Origin of the sequence: Fonticella tunisiensis (assembly GCF_004364155.1) — a bacterium.
GTDB lineage: Bacteria > Bacillota > Clostridia > Clostridiales > Caloramatoraceae > Fonticella > Fonticella tunisiensis.
Map to the genome: position 1 here is coordinate 1 of NZ_SOAZ01000006.1, position 19395 is coordinate 19395.

The 19395-nt window shown below is 34.0% G+C and carries 19 protein-coding genes and 2 tRNA genes; 12 read left to right on the forward strand and 9 right to left on the reverse strand.

Annotated features, from left to right (window positions below; genetic code table 11):
• The first annotated feature begins 185 nt into the window (after window positions 1–185).
• Window positions 186–1238 (forward strand): CotS family spore coat protein, encoded by a 1053-nt coding sequence (locus EDD71_RS04900; RefSeq protein ID WP_133627636.1) that lies wholly within the window; start codon window positions 186–188, stop codon window positions 1236–1238.
• Between the two features lie 23 nt (window positions 1239–1261).
• Here EDD71_RS04900 and EDD71_RS04905 read toward each other — a convergent pair.
• Window positions 1262–1337, reverse strand: a tRNA-Phe gene (locus EDD71_RS04905).
• Between the two features lie 58 nt (window positions 1338–1395).
• Window positions 1396–1472: transfer RNA gene (locus EDD71_RS04910), tRNA-Ile, on the reverse strand.
• A 234-nt stretch (window positions 1473–1706) separates the two neighbouring features.
• Here EDD71_RS04910 and EDD71_RS04915 point away from each other — a divergent pair.
• Window positions 1707–2225 carry a MerR family transcriptional regulator gene (locus EDD71_RS04915; protein ID WP_133627637.1) on the forward strand — a complete coding sequence of 173 codons (519 nt, stop codon included), beginning with the start codon at window positions 1707–1709 and terminating at the stop codon, window positions 2223–2225.
• A gap of 163 nt (window positions 2226–2388) precedes the next feature.
• The gene (locus tag EDD71_RS04920) at window positions 2389–3099 is read left to right on the forward strand and encodes a GNAT family N-acetyltransferase (RefSeq protein WP_166636347.1); all 711 of its coding nucleotides are present in this window, start codon (window positions 2389–2391) and stop codon (window positions 3097–3099) included.
• A 19-nt stretch (window positions 3100–3118) separates the two neighbouring features.
• Here EDD71_RS04920 and EDD71_RS04925 read toward each other — a convergent pair whose 3' ends face one another.
• From EDD71_RS04925 to EDD71_RS04930, 3 genes are all read right to left on the reverse strand, one after another.
• Window positions 3119–4318, reverse strand: a complete 1200-nt coding sequence (locus tag EDD71_RS04925; protein WP_133627639.1) for a pyridoxal phosphate-dependent aminotransferase — start codon at window positions 4316–4318, stop codon at window positions 3119–3121.
• 59 nt (window positions 4319–4377) lie between these two features.
• Window positions 4378–4539 carry a hypothetical protein gene (locus EDD71_RS15235; protein WP_166636348.1) on the reverse strand — a complete coding sequence of 54 codons (162 nt, stop codon included), beginning with the start codon at window positions 4537–4539 and terminating at the stop codon, window positions 4378–4380.
• An 86-nt stretch (window positions 4540–4625) separates the two neighbouring features.
• Window positions 4626–5810, reverse strand: coding sequence for an aminotransferase-like domain-containing protein (locus tag EDD71_RS04930; RefSeq protein WP_133627640.1), 1185 nt, complete (start codon window positions 5808–5810; stop codon window positions 4626–4628).
• Between the two features lie 199 nt (window positions 5811–6009).
• Between EDD71_RS04930 and EDD71_RS04935 the strand changes: the two genes are divergently transcribed.
• The 7 genes from EDD71_RS04935 to EDD71_RS04965 all read left to right on the forward strand — a co-directional run bounded on the left by EDD71_RS04935 (window position 6010) and on the right by EDD71_RS04965 (window position 15543).
• On the forward strand, window positions 6010–6666 hold the full coding sequence (locus EDD71_RS04935; RefSeq protein WP_243116409.1) for a PrsW family intramembrane metalloprotease: 657 nt from the start codon (window positions 6010–6012) through the stop codon (window positions 6664–6666).
• A 186-nt stretch (window positions 6667–6852) separates the two neighbouring features.
• Window positions 6853–8193: a tRNA (N6-isopentenyl adenosine(37)-C2)-methylthiotransferase MiaB gene (gene miaB / locus EDD71_RS04940; protein WP_133627641.1), complete on the forward strand. Its 1341-nt coding sequence runs from the start codon at window positions 6853–6855 to the stop codon at window positions 8191–8193.
• A gap of 228 nt (window positions 8194–8421) precedes the next feature.
• On the forward strand, window positions 8422–11016 hold the full coding sequence (mutS, locus tag EDD71_RS04945) for a DNA mismatch repair protein MutS (protein WP_479724192.1): 2595 nt from the start codon (window positions 8422–8424) through the stop codon (window positions 11014–11016).
• An 11-nt stretch (window positions 11017–11027) separates the two neighbouring features.
• Window positions 11028–12908 carry a DNA mismatch repair endonuclease MutL gene (gene mutL, locus EDD71_RS04950; protein ID WP_133627643.1) on the forward strand — a complete coding sequence of 627 codons (1881 nt, stop codon included), beginning with the start codon at window positions 11028–11030 and terminating at the stop codon, window positions 12906–12908.
• A gap of 11 nt (window positions 12909–12919) precedes the next feature.
• Window positions 12920–13864, forward strand: a complete 945-nt coding sequence (miaA, locus tag EDD71_RS04955) for a tRNA (adenosine(37)-N6)-dimethylallyltransferase MiaA (RefSeq protein WP_133627644.1) — start codon at window positions 12920–12922, stop codon at window positions 13862–13864.
• 39 nt (window positions 13865–13903) lie between these two features.
• Window positions 13904–14158, forward strand: a complete 255-nt coding sequence (gene hfq / locus EDD71_RS04960; RefSeq protein ID WP_133627645.1) for an RNA chaperone Hfq — start codon at window positions 13904–13906, stop codon at window positions 14156–14158.
• A gap of 95 nt (window positions 14159–14253) precedes the next feature.
• Complete coding sequence (locus EDD71_RS04965; protein WP_133627646.1) at window positions 14254–15543, forward strand: methionine gamma-lyase family protein; 1290 nt, start codon at window positions 14254–14256, stop codon at window positions 15541–15543.
• Between the two features lie 26 nt (window positions 15544–15569).
• Here EDD71_RS04965 and lexA read toward each other — a convergent pair whose 3' ends face one another.
• A complete protein-coding gene (lexA, locus tag EDD71_RS04970; RefSeq protein ID WP_133627647.1) occupies window positions 15570–16184 on the reverse strand; it encodes a transcriptional repressor LexA in 615 nt (204 codons plus the stop codon).
• 147 nt (window positions 16185–16331) lie between these two features.
• On the opposite strand from lexA, the gene yneA reads away from it, so the two are divergent.
• Entirely contained in the window at window positions 16332–16604 is a 273-nt protein-coding gene (gene yneA / locus EDD71_RS04975) for a cell division suppressor protein YneA (protein ID WP_133627648.1), read from the forward strand.
• Window positions 16605–16668: 64 nt separating this feature from the next.
• Window positions 16669–17022 (forward strand): hypothetical protein, encoded by a 354-nt coding sequence (locus EDD71_RS04980; RefSeq protein WP_133627649.1) that lies wholly within the window; start codon window positions 16669–16671, stop codon window positions 17020–17022.
• 64 nt (window positions 17023–17086) lie between these two features.
• On the opposite strand, the gene EDD71_RS04985 is transcribed toward EDD71_RS04980, so the two are convergent.
• From EDD71_RS04985 to proC, 3 genes are all read right to left on the reverse strand, one after another.
• Window positions 17087–18055 carry a tyrosine recombinase XerC gene (locus EDD71_RS04985; RefSeq protein WP_133627650.1) on the reverse strand — a complete coding sequence of 323 codons (969 nt, stop codon included), beginning with the start codon at window positions 18053–18055 and terminating at the stop codon, window positions 17087–17089.
• A 233-nt stretch (window positions 18056–18288) separates the two neighbouring features.
• The gene (locus tag EDD71_RS15240) at window positions 18289–18432 is read right to left on the reverse strand and encodes a hypothetical protein (protein WP_166636349.1); all 144 of its coding nucleotides are present in this window, start codon (window positions 18430–18432) and stop codon (window positions 18289–18291) included.
• A gap of 18 nt (window positions 18433–18450) precedes the next feature.
• Window positions 18451–19245, reverse strand: coding sequence for a pyrroline-5-carboxylate reductase (gene proC, locus EDD71_RS04990; protein ID WP_133627651.1), 795 nt, complete (start codon window positions 19243–19245; stop codon window positions 18451–18453).
• Window positions 19246–19395 lie beyond the last annotated feature (150 nt).

The window sequence follows — 19395 nt, forward strand, 5'->3', positions numbered from 1 at the left end:
GTATGTTTGGATTAGACACCTATATCATACATGATTTTCACTATGGTTGTTATTTTTTTATTCTATCTGTTGCATTTAATTTTACAATGAACCAATAAATATCTAAAAACAATGTGTAAAATCATAAAGTAATATAAAAGAATATGTTTAATATAATATTATAAAGTAATTCTTGAGGTTGTATCATGGATAGAATTGTAAGTATAAGCGATCTCATTAACCCAAAGGAACGTAGAAGAATCCTTGAGGTATTAAGCCATTATTCAATCATACCTGAAAAAGTTGAAAAAATTAGAAGCGTTTACAAAGTAAAATGTGGTAATAGGTATTATTGTTTAAAGAAAACTAAAAATGGAGATAAAAAAGCAAAAAAAGGTATGTATCTGGTTGAATACTTGAAAAGCAATGGTTTTTATAATGTTGCGGAATATATTAAAACTGAAGAAGGTAGAGAATATTTTAAAACTCAAAAAAACACCTATTATCTTATGGAGTGGATTGATGGAAGAGAATGCGATGTAGAAAACTTTGAAGAACTGAAGACAGCTGTTAAAATGTTGGCGGAATTCCATATAAAATCTAAGGGATTTAGCCCAGAAGGGGTTAGAGTAGAAAGCAATATAAAAAATTGGCCTGTTATGCTTCAAACCTGTAAAAAGGACCTGGATTTATTTAAACACCTTATTGAAAGAAAAAAGGTACAGACATCCTTTGATATTGATTATTATAGCTACATTGAAAAGTTTAAATCATCAATGGACACTGCAATAGATCTTCTTAAAAAATCCAATTATATGATTGTTTCATCCAGGGCAAAAAATGAAAAATGCATTTGCCATGATAGTTTTTATTATCAAAATATTTTATTTGACCCAAATAATAACGTATACCTCATTGATCTTGACAGCACAATTTATGATATACATGTCTATGACCTTGCAAAATTCATAAGAAGAATATTGTACAAGAAAATATATTGCTGGAATTTTGAAATAGCAAGGAAACTTATAGATGTATATTGCAGCGTAAATCCACTTAGTATTGAGGATTATGAAATACTGCTGGCATTTATTATTTTTCCCCATAAATACTGGAAGCTCGGCAGAAAAAGATACATTAAAAAGAAAAAATGGAGTGAAGATAAGTACCTCAAAAAATTAAGAAAACTGGTAAGATATATTGACAGGCAACAACACTTTATAAATTGTTTTATTGATTATTATAAAATCAATATGTAAAAGAGCAGCAATGCTGCTCTTTTTGGTGCCCAGAGCCGGAATCGAACCAGCGACACGGGGATTTTCAGTCCCCTGCTCTACCGACTGAGCTATCTGGGCAAATATAGATGTTAAAATCAGAATCATCTTTATTCCTAACTTATAAAGTCTGTTATAGTGGTGGGCCTTCAGGGACTCGAACCCCGGACCAACCGGTTATGAGCCGGTTGCTCTAACCAACTGAGCTAAAGGCCCTTAAAAAAGTTTTTACAACTACATTAATAATATAACATCTTTCCATATATTCGTCAATATCTATCTATTCCTTTTCCAAACTTTAAAAAAACGGTAAAATCCGACTTATTTATACTTTACAAAAAAAATAATATAAAATATTGTAGCCTTTAATCAGAATTTTTCTAATAGTTTAGGACCCCAATGAGAAGGAAATTTATATTGTAAAAAGAATAATATATAGGAGGTGATATCATGGGTGAAATCAAATATACTTTTAAGGAAGTATGTGATATAACGGGGTATAAACCGTCAGTAATTAGATATTATGAAAAGGAATTTAAGCTTGACATACCCAGGGATGCAAATGGTAGAAGATTTTTTAGCCAGAAAGAGCTTGACAAATTAATTCAGATAAAAAATCTTCAGCAGGAGGGCTATACTAATGGACAAATAAAGAAGATAATGGAAGGTGAGGAACAGGGGGCATTTCTTGAACTCGCCACAACTAAGGAATCCTGCATTTTAAATCCTGTAAAAAGCGATGCTTTAAACAAACTTGATGAAAAGCTGAATGTTATAAATAGTATTTTAACTGAACTTAACAAAAGTATTGTTGGCAAGGATAAGGACGCTCTGTTAAGTGAAAATATGAAATTGAGGATGGAAATTAAACAAAAAACCTACGAAATTATGGAGTTGAAGGAAAAACTAAGGTATGAAAAGGAAAGAAATGCTGGTTTCTTTTCAAGAATTTTAAAGAGAAAAAAATAATAGAAAGGTGCAATCTATGACAAAAATTCAAAGGGCTTCAATCAGGGATTTAGTGAGAATAATTAAATTTAAAAATCGTTTCAAAGAGATAGAACATAATTTTTACAGCATCATACCAAATAACCTTATATACTATCTTTTTAGAGATAGATGCTTCTTTATATTGAAGAATAAAATAATATGTGGAATAGTATTTATAAATACATCAATAAGAGAAATATACTATCTGCCTGTAACTAATCAAATCTATTTTTTCAGCTTAATGCATATACTAAAGAAAAATTTCAATCTTGAAGGTTATATATTTAAATTTACTTATAAAAATGGTATAAAAATAGATACATATAGAAAGTACTTCAAATTTAATATTATAAGCAATATAAAAAACATGCAGTGCGATATTGGCAAGCTTAATAATATTTATTCTTTTCCAGATGACATAAGGGTTAGAAAACTCGATATATCAAGGAAGGATGAAATTTACCTTAGGTTAGAACTGCAAAATAAAGTGTTTGGCGGTAAAAATGGGAGACAGAATCTGACTATAGATGAGGTTATTGAGGAGCAAAAAAATCCTAGGTTTTTGAGAAATATGTGTTTTGTGCTTGAAATTAACAGTGTTCCGGCGGGCTATGGACAAATTCTAATAATCGATAATTTGTATCATCTTGTAAATTTTGGAGTTATTCCCGAATTCAGGAGAAAAGGATATGGTTATTATTTTCTATTAGGTATAATAGAAGAATGTAAAAAGTATGAAATTGAAGAATTATATTTAACCGTCGACAATATGAACCATAGTGCGGTAAATTTATATAAAAAAATTGGTTTTAAAGAAATATTTAATCAGGCGAAAATCGAATTAAAAGAATAAAAAGGCAGAAACTGCCTTTTTATTCTTTTAATTTTCTATATTCTAGTAAACCATTCTTAATTATATTCATAGCTTTTTTCAAATCTTCAGTATTCAAGCAATAGGATATTCTAACTTCATCCTTTCCAAGCCCCTGCGTGGCATAGAAGCCCTCAGCAGGTGCCAACATAACTGTTTCATTATCCATGGAGTAATCAGTTAAAAGCCATTCTACAAAATCCTCAGCGCTTTTTACTGGAAGTTTAGCAATCATATAAAAGGCACCGGTTGGTTTCTCACATATAACTCCAGGCATTTCTTTTAAAGCACTGTATACTACATCTCTGCGCCTTTGATATTCTTTCTTAATTTCTATGAAATATTCATCTGGTGTGTCAACCAGTTTTGCAGCACCTATCTGTTCTATAATAGGGACACAGAGTCTTGACTGGCAAAGCTTTAATATATTTTCCATGAGTTCATGATTCTTGCTTGCAACAAGCCCGATTCTAGCACCACATGCACTATATCTCTTTGAAATACTGTCAACCAATATAACTCTATTGTTCATATCCTTTAAATGCATAAAACTGGTGTACTCAAGCCCATCATACACAAACTCTCTGTATACCTCATCACTAATTACATAAAGATCATGCTTTTTTGCTATATTAGCAATGCGATTCAATTCTTCTTTACTATATACAACTCCCGTGGGATTTCCAGGGTTAGACAAAAGAATCGCCTTTGTTCTATCGTCGACATGTTTTTCTATCTCCTCTTCGGATGGTAAATGAAAACCCTGTTTTGCATATGTAAGGAAAGGTTTTATATTAATTCCTGCTGCCTGGGAAAAACCATTGTAGTTAGTATAGAACGGCTCTGGTATTAATACATTATCACCATAATCTGTAATTGCCATCAGGGCAAAAAGAACAGCTTCGCTGCCTCCATTTGTAATAATTATCTCATTCTTATTCAGTTCAATTCCCCATTTTTTATAGTATTTAATAAAGCTACTGATAAGCTCGGGAATTCCCTGAGATTCGGAATACTTTAGAACGTGATCTCTAAACTCGCTTATCGCCTTATAGAATATTTCAGGAGTATGGATGTCAGGTTGTCCTATATTTAGGTAATAAATTTTTTTACCCTTACTTTTAGCATCGTCAGCTAAAGGAGCAAATTTTCTTATTGGTGAAGCTTGCATTCTCAACACCCTTGATGATAATTTTGGCATTATATTACCCCCCAGGTAAGTTCTCATTCATATAATATTCAAAAATACCAAAAAAGATGTTATTTTAACTTTCCAAAAATGCTGTTGTAAACATTGCTGTAGTACCCCCATTTACCGTCAAAAATATTGTTAACTGTTGGCCCAAAGTATTTCCTCTCACCAAGGATATACGATATTGAACCTGCTTTATCCTTACCATTTTCAGATTTTGAGTTATACATATTACCACCTCAAATATAGTATTGTCACTAAATAAAAATAAAATACAACAGGCTTTCACAGCCTGTTGTATTCATAAAAAAACATGTTAATCAAGATTTCTTAAAACTCTACCTAAACGTCTAATTCCTTCAACAATTTTTTCTTCGGGCATATTTGAATAGTTTAGTCTGAAATGATTTGGATGACCGCCATTGGGGAAGAAAGAACCACCTGGTACAAATGCTACTTTTTCCTTTAGAGCCTTTATGAGTATCTCTGCAGAATCATAACCTTCAGGAAGAGAAATCCACGTAAACAATCCACCGGAAGGATACGTATACTTGACTGTTTCAGGGAATTCCTTTTTAATAGTTTCAATCATTAGATCTCGTCTTCTTCGATATATTTTCTTTATTTTATTTATATGCTCATCTAGCTTATATTTTTCCATAAATAAAGCAGCTTCTCTTTGAGATATGGAACTTGCCTGTAGATCAGCACCTTGCTTAACCATTATATATTTAGATAACAATTCAGGAGATGCACAAATCCATCCAAGCCTATAACCAGGGCAAAAAGTTTTAGAAAAAGTACCAAGATATACAACAAGTCCTTTAGTATCAAAACTTTTTATTGCCGGAAGTCTGTCCCCTTCGTATCGGAGCTCTCCATATGGATTGTCTTCAATAATAGGTACATTATATTTTTCCGCAAGTTCTACCAATCTCTTTCTTCTTTCTACACTCAGGGTTTTTCCAGTGGGATTTTGAAAATCAGGAATTGTATAGATGAGCTTTGCCTTAGGATTTGCTTCCAGGGCCTTTTCCAATTCTTCAATAATCATTCCGTCGTCATCCATAGGAACTTCGACAAATTTTGGCATATATGCCTTAAACGCATTTATAGCACCCAAATAACTGGGGCTTTCGCATATGACAACATCGTCTTTATCTAAAAATATCTTGCCCGAGAAGTCGAGTCCCTGCTGAGAACCGTTTATAATCAAGATATTTTCATAACTCACATTGACTCCTGCCGGTTTCATTCTTTCCTCTGCTATTATCTTTCTAAGGGGTATATAACCTTCAGTTGTCGAATATTGAAGTGCTGCTTTACCATCATTTTCTAAAATCTGTATAGTAATTTCTTTCAATTTTTCCACTGGAAACAATTCAGGTGCAGGCAATCCTCCTGCGAAAGATATTATCTCAGGATTCTCAGTCAATTTTAATATTTCTCTAATTTCTGATGCTTTAAGATTGTTCATCCTTTCTGCTAACCTAAATTCCATAGGATGAGCACCTCCTATATATATTTTTAAAGCTAGAGGGTAAAATAATAACTATTAGGCAATCTTTCTTGAGGTATACAGGGGATTGTATACATAATATTCCTATATTAATTATATCAGAACAGAATTATTATAACAATAAAATATTAACTGAATTATAATAACCTGGAAATATTGTGAGGTGATACACGTGATTAACATGATTGTCGTTGCCATAGCTCCATCCCTGGCTTTGATATTGTATATTTATCAGAAGGATAGGTATGATAGAGAACCCCCATTGCTTTTATTTTTTCTGTTTATATTTGGTATATTTATAGCGCTTCCAGTTTACTATGTAGAAAAATTTCTTGCTTCATTGTATTATAACATATTTTATCATGCATATATTGTTGCCGGTTTTACGGAGGAATCCTTCAAATATGCAGTTGTTAGAAGATATGCATATTCAAACAAGCATTATGATGAAAAACTAGATGGAATCATATATTGCGTTTTTGTCTCTCTTGGATTTGCAACAGCAGAAAACGTTTTATATGTTATAAATGGAGATATAAATTACCTTTATACAGGTATAACAAGGGCACTCTTTGCTGTACCTGCCCATATGTTATTTGCAATAACCATGGGGTATTATCTATCAATCGCAAAGTTTTCAAAAAGAAGGGTGGTTTCCATTGGTTGTTCTGTAAAATCGCTACTCGTACCTATACTTCTACACGGTACTTATGATTATATTTTATTTTTAAGACAATATGGGGTCTTTCCCATCTTTATACTTTTTGTAGTGTATCTGTGGAGAATCAACCTTAAGAGACTAAACGAATATGTAAGGGAGTCCAGAGAGGATGCATGAAATGTTTTACTCAACTACTCTACATAATATATATTATGTAGAGTAGTTGAGCTTTTTATAAAAAATACATTGCTGATGAGTCATCGCTGCGTGGTCAAAATATTTAAAAATCTACAATTTTATTTTATTTTGTTGTATAATATAAGGTGCTATTTTTTTGAATATTATTTAGAAAGGTTGATAATTATGGATATTAAAAATAAAAAATATTTTATAGAAACATGGGGCTGCCAGATGAATGAAGAGGACTCTGAAAAACTCTCCGGAATGCTTGAAAATATGGGATATGCAAAGGCTTCAAATCGTGAAGAATCTGATGTTATAGTATTTAATACATGTGCTGTGAGGGAAAACGCTGAGCTTAAAGTTTATGGAAATCTTGGGCAACTTAAAGCATTGAAGAAGAATAAACCCGATCTTATAATAGCTGTATCAGGCTGTATGATGCAGCAAAAGGGAATTCCTGAAGAAATAAAAAAGAAATATCCTTTTGTAGATATAATTTTTGGAACTCATAATATACACAGGTTTCCAGAACTTTTAAATAATGCTTTGCAGAATGACTCAACTATAATAGAAGTGTGGGAAAAGGAAGGGGAGATAGTAGAAGGGCTTCCAATAAACCGTGAAAGCGATATAAAGGCCTTTGTTACTATAACCCATGGCTGCAACAATTTCTGCACCTACTGCATAGTTCCCTATACCAGGGGCAGAGAAAGAAGCAGGACCCCTGAAGCAATAATTGATGAAGTTAAAATGCTGGCTTCCCAAGGCTATAAGGAAATTACTCTTCTCGGCCAGAATGTAAACTCATATGGAAAGGATCTTGAAAATATTACATTTGCTAAGCTGCTAAGATTAGTTAATGAAGTTGAAGGTATTGAAAGAATACGTTTTATGACATCACATCCTAAAGATTTAACTGATGATGTTATATTAGCTGTTAAAGAGTGCAGCAAAGTTTGTGAGCACATACATCTTCCAGTTCAATCGGGAAGCACTAATATACTGAAGAGAATGAATAGAAAGTATACAAGAGAAAAGTACCTTGAGCTTGTAAAAAAGATTAAATCTCAGATACCAGAAGTTGCATTAACAACTGATATTATTGTGGGATTTCCAGGAGAAACAGAAGAAGACTTTCAAGAAACATTGGAACTTGTAAAGGAAGTGGAATATGACTCAGCATTTACCTTTATATATTCCATAAGGCCCGGAACGCCTGCCGCAAAGTATGAAAAGCAGGTTCCAGAAGACGTAAAGCATGAAAGATTTAACAGATTAGTTGGAGTATTAAACGCTATAAGTGAGAAAAAGAATAGAGAATATAAGGATAAAATAGTCGAGGTACTTGTTGAAGGTTTAAGTAAAAATGATGAAAGCAGGCTCACCGGAAGAACAAGAACTGGAAAGCTTGTTAATTTTACCGGTGGGGACATTGCTCTAAAGGGAAGACTTGTAAGAGTAAAGATTACTGAACCTCAAACATGGTCTTTATTGGGAGAATTGGTTGATATTATAAAATAGGGTGTTAATTTACTGCTCCCTATTTTATTTTCCTTTTTAAAACACTACATTTGTGCAGGTATTTATTTAATTTAGGCTGTTTTTGATTTATAATTATTACTGAATAATCACCCCTTTGCCCCGGGCAGAATGTCCGGGGTATTTATAAATCTATAGAAAAACCTTGGATTTTTCTTTATATATAACAGGTTCGTTTTTAAGGAGGAATGTGCTTTGGCTTTAACACCAATGATGCAGCAATATCTAGAGATTAAGGAACAGTGCAAGGATTGTATTTTATTTTTCAGGCTTGGGGATTTTTATGAAATGTTCTTTGAAGATGCTGAAATAGCTTCAAGGGAACTGGAACTCGTATTAACAGGTAGAGATTGCGGTCTGGATAAAAGAGCTCCAATGTGTGGAGTTCCATATCATTCATCAGAGAGCTATATATCAAAACTTATAGAAAAAGGTTATAAGGTAGCTATATGCGAGCAGGTTGAGGATCCTGCCCTTGCAAAGGGAATTGTAAAGAGGGAAATCATAAGAATTGTAACCCCTGGAACTGTTATGGAAAGCAGCCTTCTTGATGAAAAGAAAAACAATTATATTGGTTGTCTCTATTTCTCTCGGGATGGTTTTTCGTTATCCGTTTGTGACATTTCGACAGGTGAATTTCTTACTACAAGTTCAAAAGGTAGTTTATCAAGAGCTGTTGATGAACTTTCAAAATATAATCCTGCCGAGCTTCTTATAATTGATAACAATATTCAAAACAGAGAAAAGCTGGAAAAAACTATTAAAGAAAGGTTTAATCTATTGTTAAGCTTTGTAAAACACGATTCGCCAGAAAACAATATAATTTTGGAAAGATTTAATGATGATCTATCCAGTCTTAATGAAGATGAACTGAATTGCTGCGGATGCTTATACAAATATATATATGAAACTCAAAAAAATAGCCTCGGGCATATTGTTCATATAAAGAAATATGAGTTAAATGATTTTATGGTGCTGGATGCTTCTACAAGAAAAAATCTGGAACTTACACAGACGATTTTTGGTAAACAGAGAAAGGGATCACTTCTCTGGGCCCTCGATAAAACTCAAACTTCTATGGGAAGCCGACTCCTCAGAAAATGGATTGAAGAACCGTTGATAAGCCAGGATGAGATAAACAAGAGGCTCGACTCCGTTGAAGAATTAATGAATAATGTTTACCTTTCCTCAGATTTAAAGGAATATCTAAAAAATGTTTATGATATAGAAAGGTTGATAAGTAAAATATCATGTGGTTCAGCAAATGCCAGGGATCTTATATCCCTAAAAGAATCATTAAGGTTCCTGCCTGATATAAAAGCTGCAATATCAGTCTGCAAAACTAAACTGTTGAGTAATATTTATGAAAACTTTGATACACTCGACGATGTATATAAACTGATAGATTGTTCAATAGCAGATAATCCTCCACTTCAGCTTAAAGAGGGTGGAATAATAAAGGAAGGATATGAACCTGAAATTGATAAGTTGAGAGAAGCGATGATAAACGGCAGGGAATGGATAGCAAACCTGGAGCAAAAAGAAAGGGAAGAAACAGGCATAAAGTCTCTAAAGGTAGGATATAATAAAGTTTTTGGTTACTATATTGAGATTACCAAGAGTAACCTTTCAAGTATACCAGAGGGAAGATATATCAGAAAGCAGACCCTTGCAAATGCTGAAAGGTTCATAACTCCAGAGCTTAAAGAAATTGAAAACCTGGTTCTTGGAGCCGAGGAAAAGGTTGTAGAATTGGAGTATGAAAAATTTGTTTCCATCAGGGCTGAGGTTTCAAAGGAAGTTACAAGAATTCAAAAAATGGCAAGATACATTGCAATAATCGATGTGCTTCTATCATTCTCTCAGGTTTCCTTTGAAAATAACTACGTAAAACCTAAGATATCATCTGACGGGGAGATCGATATCAAAGATGGAAGGCATCCCGTAGTAGAAAAAGTAATACAGGGAATATTTGTACCAAATGATACTTTCTTAAATTTAAAGGATGATGTAATTTCCATTATAACGGGGCCTAATATGGCCGGAAAATCCACATATATGAGGCAGGTAGCGCTAATTACATTGATGGCGCAGATAGGATGCTTTGTTCCGGCAAGATCAGCCAAGATATCTATAGTGGATAGAATTTTTACGAGAATAGGAGCGTCGGATGATTTATCCTCTGGAAAAAGTACCTTTATGGTTGAAATGTCCGAGGTATCAAACATTTTGCAAAATGCTACTCGAAACAGCCTTATAATATTAGACGAAGTCGGAAGGGGAACAAGTACCTTCGATGGACTCAGTATAGCCTGGTCTGTGGTAGAATATATAGGCAGACGAATCGGGGCAAAAACCCTTTTTGCAACACATTATCATGAGTTAACTGAGCTGGAAGGTAAGATTAAAGGAGTAAAGAACTATTGTATTTCAGTAAAGGAACATGGAGATGATATTTTATTCCTTAGAAAGATAATCCGAGGTGGGGCTGATCAGAGTTATGGCATTCAGGTAGCAAAGCTTGCCGGTCTTCCTGATGAAGTTGTATCTAAAGCAAAGGAAATATTGTCGAAATTAGAGGAAAGCGATATAAATAAAAATATTAAGGAGAATATAAAAAAGGACGAAATTGCTGCAACAGCTATAGATGAAACTAAAAGCAGGAAGGATGAGCAAATAAGCATGTTCAATTATAAAGAAAATGAAATCATCGTTGAACTTAAGGAAATTGACATAGTGAACATAACTCCTATGGAAGCAATGAACATTCTTTATACCCTAAGCCAAAAAGCTAAAAAGATGTAGGAGCTGGTTAAATGGGAATAATAAAATTATTAGATGAAAATACAATAAATAAAATAGCTGCTGGGGAAGTTATCGAAAAGCCTGCATCCATAGTAAAGGAACTTGTAGAAAATTCTATTGACGCAGGAGCCAGCGAAATATCTGTCGAAGTTAAAGGCGGAGGTATATCTTATATAAGAATTGTAGATAATGGAAAGGGAATAAATAAAGAAGATATGGGAATTGCTTTTATGAGGCATGCAACAAGCAAACTATCCAGCGAACAGGAGCTTAATAAACTTGTAACCCTTGGTTTTAGGGGTGAAGCTTTGGCAAGCATTGCAGCAGTGTCAAAAGTCGAGATGATATCAAAGACTCACGATTCTATTTCGGGATACAGGATTTACATTGAAGGGGGAAAGATTATTGAGGAAGGGGAATACGGTTGCCCAGAGGGAACTGTTGTAACGATACGGGATGTATTTTTCAACACTCCTGCAAGACTTAAATTTTTAAAGTCAGAATCTAAGGAGAGTATGTATATAACCGATATAATGCAAAACTTAGCAATGTCCCATTCAAACATCTCCTTTAAATATATTTCCAACGGAAAGTTAGTTTTTGCAACCAGGGGAGATGGGGACTTGAAAGGTGTAATTCTTGCTGTTTATGGCAAACAAATAGTGAAAAATCTGATTGATTTGAATTGTTCAAGGGATTTTATAACTGTTAAAGGCTATTTAGGCAATAGCAATATTTCAAGGGGTAGCAGAAATTATCAATCTACCTTTATTAATGGCAGATACATTAAAAATAAGACCATAACGGCAGCAGTGGAGGCTGCATATAAATCAATGCTTACAATTAATAAATTCCCTTTTTTTGTTCTTCACATATATGTAAATCCTGAATTTGTAGATGTTAATGTCCATCCTGCAAAGGCAGAAGTAAAGTTTCAGGATGAACAGCTGATTTTTAAATCTATATATCACTGTGTAAAGGATGCGCTTATTTCTGCTTCCCATGTACCAGAAATAGAGGATGATAGGAAGGAGTTCATTAGAAACATACAAAAGGTAAATTATTCTCAGCAAAAATTAGATATAAAAACTGATATTGAAACGGATAAAAAATACGATGGAATGATAGCCAATGAAAATTTAACTAATAGCTATGAATTGCCCCGAAAAGATATACCCCTTAATAGAAATGACGATATTTACTATGAAAAGGATAAAACACAGTATGAACCTGAAGGTGATAGGTCTATATCCGTTGGAAATTATAAAATACCTAACAACTTTGAAAATGAAGTTACTACTAAAAGGGTTCCTAAGTTTGGTCCCCTTGCTGTTGTAGGCCAAATACATTTTACCTATATAATTGCAGAAGGCCCCGACGATATGTACATCATTGACCAGCACGCCGCCCATGAAAGAATATATTACGAAAAGTATTTAAGGGACTATAAAAGTTTTGGAATGCAGAAACAGAATTTGATTGTTCCTATTGTTCTAGAGTTTTCGGTAAGTGAAAAACAGGCTATTTTTGATAATATAGAGCAATTCAAAAGGCTCGGATACGAAATTGAAGATTTCGGAGGTAATTCAGTGGCATTAAGGTGCGTACCTATTATTTACGGAAATCCTGACCCTAAAGTGCTCTTTTATGAGATACTGGAGCAAATAAATTTGAACGATAAGAATGTTTTATCGGCCATTGATAAAATTCTCTACACTATGGCCTGCAAAAGTGCAGTAAAAGCCAATGATAAGCTGAGCTATAAGGAAATGGTTGAACTTATTGAGCAACTGCGTTTTTGTGATAATCCATACAATTGTCCTCATGGACGTCCAACAATAATAAAGATGTCATATATTGAGCTTGAGAAAAAGTTTAAAAGGATTCAGTAGGTGAATGCTATATGTCGAAGAATATAATAATTATTGCCGGTCCAACCGCATCAGGAAAAACAGAGCTTGGGATAGCATTGGCAAAGAAAATAAATGGAGAAGTCGTTTCTGCAGATTCAATGCAAATATATAAGTATATGGATATCGGCACAGCAAAACCCACAAAGGAAGAAATGGATGGAATTCAGCACCATATGATAGATATTGTTTTCCCGGACGAAGAATTCAGCGTTGCACTGTATAGAAGGATGGCTGGAGAGTGTATTAATGATATTTTAAACCGTGGAAAAATTCCTATAGTCATTGGCGGAACAGGGCTATATATTAATTCTCTAACCTATAATCTGGATTTTACTGAAACCAGTGTTGATAAGGAATATAGAGAACACTTAACAGCGCTTGCAAGGGAAAAGGGAAAGGAATATGTCCATCAAATGCTAAAGGATATCGATCCAGAATCCTATAACAGGCTTTATCCCAATGATTTAAAAAGGGTAATCCGGGCTCTTGAAGTTTATAAAAACACAGGAAAGACCATTTCACAGTATCAAAGGGAGTCCAGACAAAAGCCAATAGAATACAATATAGCCTATTTCGCCCTTACAATGGATAGAAGCAGGCTTTATGAAAGAATCAATATAAGAGTAGATAGAATGTTTGAAGCAGGACTTATAGATGAAGTTAAAATGCTTAGAAGAATGGGATATACAAGGGATTTAACCTCTATGCAGGCCATAGGCTATAAAGAGGTATACGATTATTTGGATGGCTTGTATACCCTTGATGAGGTTAAAGATATTATTAAGCAGGGGACAAGAAGATATGCAAAAAGGCAACTCACGTGGTTTAGAAAGGATACTAGAGTTAATTGGATTGATCTAGATAAACTTGACACAAAAGAAGAAATAATCCAAAATATAATTAAGTACGCTGAAGGAAAATTTAGAGGGATATAGAATTACTATATTAATATTATTTACCTGGAGGAGGATCCTATGAATAAAAGTGCTAATAACCTGCAAGATGTTTTCTTAAACCAAGCAAGAAAAAACAGAATCAGTGTTACTATACATCTGATTAATGGCTTTCAATTAAAGGGATTTGTAAAGGGGTTTGATAATTTCACCATTATTCTTGATAACGATGGAAAACAGGTGATGATATATAAACATGCAGTGTCTACTATAACACCACTAAAACCTGTACTCTATACAGTTCAAAACAATGAAATAGGCGAGAGTGATGAATAAATACCCTTATCAGGGTATTTATTTTTGTGTATATTGATGTAGCTCAGGCAATTATGTTAAAATTAAACATTATGTTTACCAAGGAGGAACAATCAATGTTGGATATTACTAATAAATATCTAATTGAAAATTTTAATATCAGATCTGAAATACTTGAATTATCTGAGAAAGCTTTACAGGACATAGCCAGTACCTTCAATAATATTGATAATATAAAAGAATTTAATCAGATAAAGGTTTTAAAGGCTATGCAGGAAGAAAAGCTAAGTGATGCGCATTTCACTAATTCAACTGGATATGGATATGGTGATATCGGAAGGGATACACTTGAAAGGGTGTATGCAAGGATATTCAATGCTGAGGATGCTCTCGTAAGGCCCCAGATCGTTTCAGGCACACATGCAATAACCCTTGCGTTATTTGGCAATCTAAGGCCTGGAGATACACTACTTTCAATAACAGGAAAACCCTATGACACGCTTCTTCAGGTAATAGGAATTGAAGGTGAAAACACTGGCTCCCTTAAGGAATATGGCGTTGATTATAAACAAATAGATTTAAATGAAGACGGCAAAATCGATATTGATGCAGTTCAAAAACTGATATCACAAGACTCGTCTATCAGGATGATAGAAATTCAACGCTCCACCGGCTATGGCTGGAGACCATCCCTTTCTATTTCAGATATAGAAAATGCAATAAAGGAGATTAAGAAGATAAGGGAAGACATAATTTGCTTTGTTGATAATTGTTATGGAGAATTCATAGATACCAGAGAACCAATTGAGGTTGGAGCAGACATTGTTGCTGGGTCACTGATTAAGAATATAGGAGGTGGTATTGCACCCACTGGAGGATATGTCGTCGGTAAAGAAAAATATGTAAGACAAGCTGCATTTAGATTAACCGCTCCGGGTCTCGGAAAGGAATGCGGCTCTACATATGGAATTGTAAGGCTTATGTTTCAGGGGTTATTTATGGCTCCCCATATTACGGCTGAAGCCTTGAAATCAGCAATATTCTGTTCAAGGCTAATGGAGCTTTCAGGTTATGAGGTATCGCCAAAGTATTACGAAAATAGGAGCGATATTATACAGGCCATTAAATTTAACAACCCGAAGGATCTGATTAATTTCTGCAAGGGAATTCAAAAAGGTTCTCCAGTTGATTCATTTGTTGAATGCGAGCCCTGGGATATGCCTGGATATACCGATCAAGTTATAATGGCAGCAGGCGCCTTTGTTCAGGGGTCATCAATTGAACTGAGTGCAGATGCACCTATTCGTCCTCCTTACATTGCATATCTGCAGGGAGGATTGACCTTCGAACATGCTAAAATTGGAATTCTGATAGGGCTATCTAATGTATTAAATAATAAAGAATAAAATAAAACCGGCCTGTTAGGCCGGTTTTATTTTATTCTTCTAATGAGCCCTACTGCTTTTCCCAAAATAGTGCAGTTATCTACTATTATTGGCTCCATGTCTGGATTTTCAGGCTGTAGCCTTATATATCCATTTTCCTTATAGAAGCGCTTAACAGTAGCGCTGTCGTCGATTAATGCTACCACGATATCGCCATTATTGGCTGTTGATTGTTGTTCAACGATTATGTAGTCACCGTCAAGTATTCCACATCCAATCATGCTTTCGCCTTTAATTTCCAGCATAAACATGTTATTTTTCATAGGAAAAAAATCGGCGGGAACAGGAAATCTGTCCTCTATATTCTCAACAGCCAATATAGGCTGACCAGCTGCAACTCTACCTACTATAGGCACGTTTATTATTTCCTTTTGATTTAATGTTTCATCTAAAAGCTCAATTGCCCTTGGTTTTGTTGGATCTCTTCTAATAAGTCCCTTTTTTTCAAGTCTCTCTAAGTGCCCGTGTACTGTTGAAGTGGATTTTAAACCTACAGCATTACATATTTCTCTAACAGAAGGAGGGTATCCTTTTGCAAATATTTCGCTTTTAATAAAGTCTAATATTTCCTGCTGCTTATCGCTTACTTCGGAATTTGGCATATATTACACCCCTTAATTCTTAATCTCTATTGATTATAGCACAACTTTAAAGCATAAGCAAACTTATGTTCGTAAAACCGTTGACATGAGAACAAATGTTCGATATACTTTAAATAGAACATATGTTCGTAGAGGGGGGGAATACATATGAAAAGAAAACTGATGTCAAAAATTATAATTCTTATAATATTATCTATAATGTTTGCATTGCCTTTTGCAATTCACGTGAAAGGTATCAGCAATAAAAAAGAAAGCATCAAAGTCGTAGTTTATCCAGGCGATACACTGTGGAGTATTGCGGCAGAAAAAAATTCGGGTTATAGAGATGTAAGACAACTTATTTATGAAATTAGAAAAATAAATAATCTTAAATCACCAGTAATATATCCAGGGCAGGAGCTTGAAATACCCATAAAATAATTTATTTATGAATCGATTTTTGATATAATATTAAAAAAATACGATTGAAAAGGATGATATGGCAATGGATGATATAAAATATTGTGTCCTTGATTCATCTAAACTTTGTACCGTCTGCTGTGAATGTGACAGATGTGACCTGTTTCCCGATAAATTTTGCGATAACTGTGGCAAATGCCTTGGAATCGACGGCATTGATTATAGTGAAATAAGGATCGATGGAATAATTGATGACGCATCTGAGTTAGACGAATATTTGCTTGATGAATATGAACTTCAAAAAATACATAGCTTTGAGAGTCGGTCAAGGGCTGAAAGGGTAGTGGAGTATGAATTTATAGAAGATATTCCTGAACTTAAAAAAATATATGATAAGAAAATAAATGATATACTGCATGGCAGGCATAAAGAAAACTAACCATGAAAAAATGGTTAGTTTTCTTTATAAAGACGATAGTTAACATAATATATATTATGTATATTTATAAATCTGCCAACGGATTTGATTTTACAGCTTCTCTTAGCCTTTCATCGTCGACATGGGTATAAATCTGTGTCGTGGATACGCTTTCATGGCCAAGTATATTTTGAAGGGCCCTGATGTCCACATTACCGTATTTATACATAAGAGTTGCTGCAGTATGCCTTAATTTATGGGGAGTATATTTATCATCGTAAAGTTCAGCACTTATTATATATTTTTTAACCAGCATCTCAACGGTTCTTTTATTTATTCTATATCCACGTTCACTGAGAAACAGCGCATCAGAATCAATAATCTTACCCGCAGCTCTAACAGGCAGATAGAGGTTTATGGCTTTAATACATGCTGAGTTGAGATATACTGTCCTTTCTTTATTACCTTTACCAATTACGGTTAAAGTGTCTCCCTTTATTCTTGAAATATTTATTCCAACAAGTTCCGATAATCTCAACCCACAGTTTAAAAATAACGTAATTATGGCATAATCACGTTCCTTATTTCTGCCATTAATAGCATTTAAAAGCTTTTTACTTTGATCTAGGGTTAAGTATACCGGGTGCCTCTTGCTTATCTTAGGAGCTTCAAGCTCTCTGGCAGGGTTGTCCTTAATTAACTTAGCTTTAGTTTCCAGGTAATTAAAAAAAGCCTTAATCGCAGCGGTTTTACGAGCCCTTGTATAACTTCCATTATCTCTTTTAAGAGTTATGTAGTTTATAAAAGAGTAGAGATCTCCGAGGCTTATGGTTCTAATAAAATTTTCATCTATGTCAGATATATCTATTTTTTCAACATCATCATCCATTTTATACTTAAGCCTCTTAACATATTTAAGAAATAGCCTGAGATCCACTTTATAGCCTGAAATAGTATTTATGGATTTGCCCTTTACAGTACATAGGTATCCAAGAAATTCGTTTAAGATAGAAGGTAAATTCTCATCATATATTTCCATATAATCCAAATCCATCCCTCCTACTACACATTATAATCCAACATTTCGCTAAATATCAATTTAGCGAAATGTTGGATAGGGCGATTATGACTAATTTTATGCGATTTTTAATTCTAATTACAATAATAACTCATATAATCTAGCCTAAAACCTTTATATATTAATAGCAATTTGTATTGATTATATGGTTTTGTATATCAAGCATCAATTAAAGCAATAAATTTCAAATAAGTTGTCGCTATTGTCACCTATCTTGCATTTTTTAATTTATCTTTCATTTTTCTATCATTTCTTTTTCTGAAGCGATTATTTCCCAGATTTAGAAATAGGGCAGCCGCAAATGAAATATAAAAAGCTATAGCCGCCAGAAATATCAGTATTCTTATGATCATACGAATCCCTCTTTATTCCTATCGTATTTTAGTTATGTCCAAATTTTTCTTGTAGGTATTGATTAGACATTCAATAACAGCCCCTCTAAAATTCTTCTCTTCCAGAGTTCTTACTCCTTCAATTGTAGTACCTCCAGGGGAACATACCATGTCCTTAAGCTCTCCAGGATGTTTTCCCGTTTTTAATGCAAGGCTTGCACTTCCTAAGACTGTCGCCTCTACAGCCCTGTACGCTTCCGCACGCGGTATCCCCATTAGGACTGCAGCATCGGCCATGGCTTCGATAAGCATAAATACGAATGCCGGTCCGCTTCCACTTACGGCTGAATATGCATTTATAAATGGTTCTTTTATTTCCTGAACATGGCTAAATGTTTTTAGCATGCTTATTACTTTTTCTTTTTCCTCTTCCTCGATCAATTCATCAAAACAGACCGCTGTAAAACCTTGTCCCACAAGCGCCGGAGTATTAGGCATCGTTCTCACTGTTTTTTTATTGCCTATAATGGATTTTACTCTTGCGATTTCATATCCTGCAGCCATTGTAACAATAACCTTCTCTTCACTGATAATGTCCTTTATTTCATTTAATACGCTGTCATAAACATTGGGTTTAACTGATAAGAAGATATATTTGCTGTTGGTAACTAGCTCCTTTAAGCCACTACAGATATTAACTCCCAGTTTAGACATGAATTGAAGCTTCTCGCCATTTACATCATAAACAAATATGTTTTCTTTATTTATTTTATCTTCCAACATTCCTTTTATAATAGCCGTTGCCATGTTTCCGGCACCTATAAATCCTATCATACATACTCACCTCTAAACAAAGATTTGGTACTTTTATTTTATCACAAAAACAATTAATTAACATCGGTTGATAACTTCTGTTTATAACCATGAAATATTTTTAAAGCCCTATTCATTTGTATATAAAAACTTCGACATTGACATTTGATA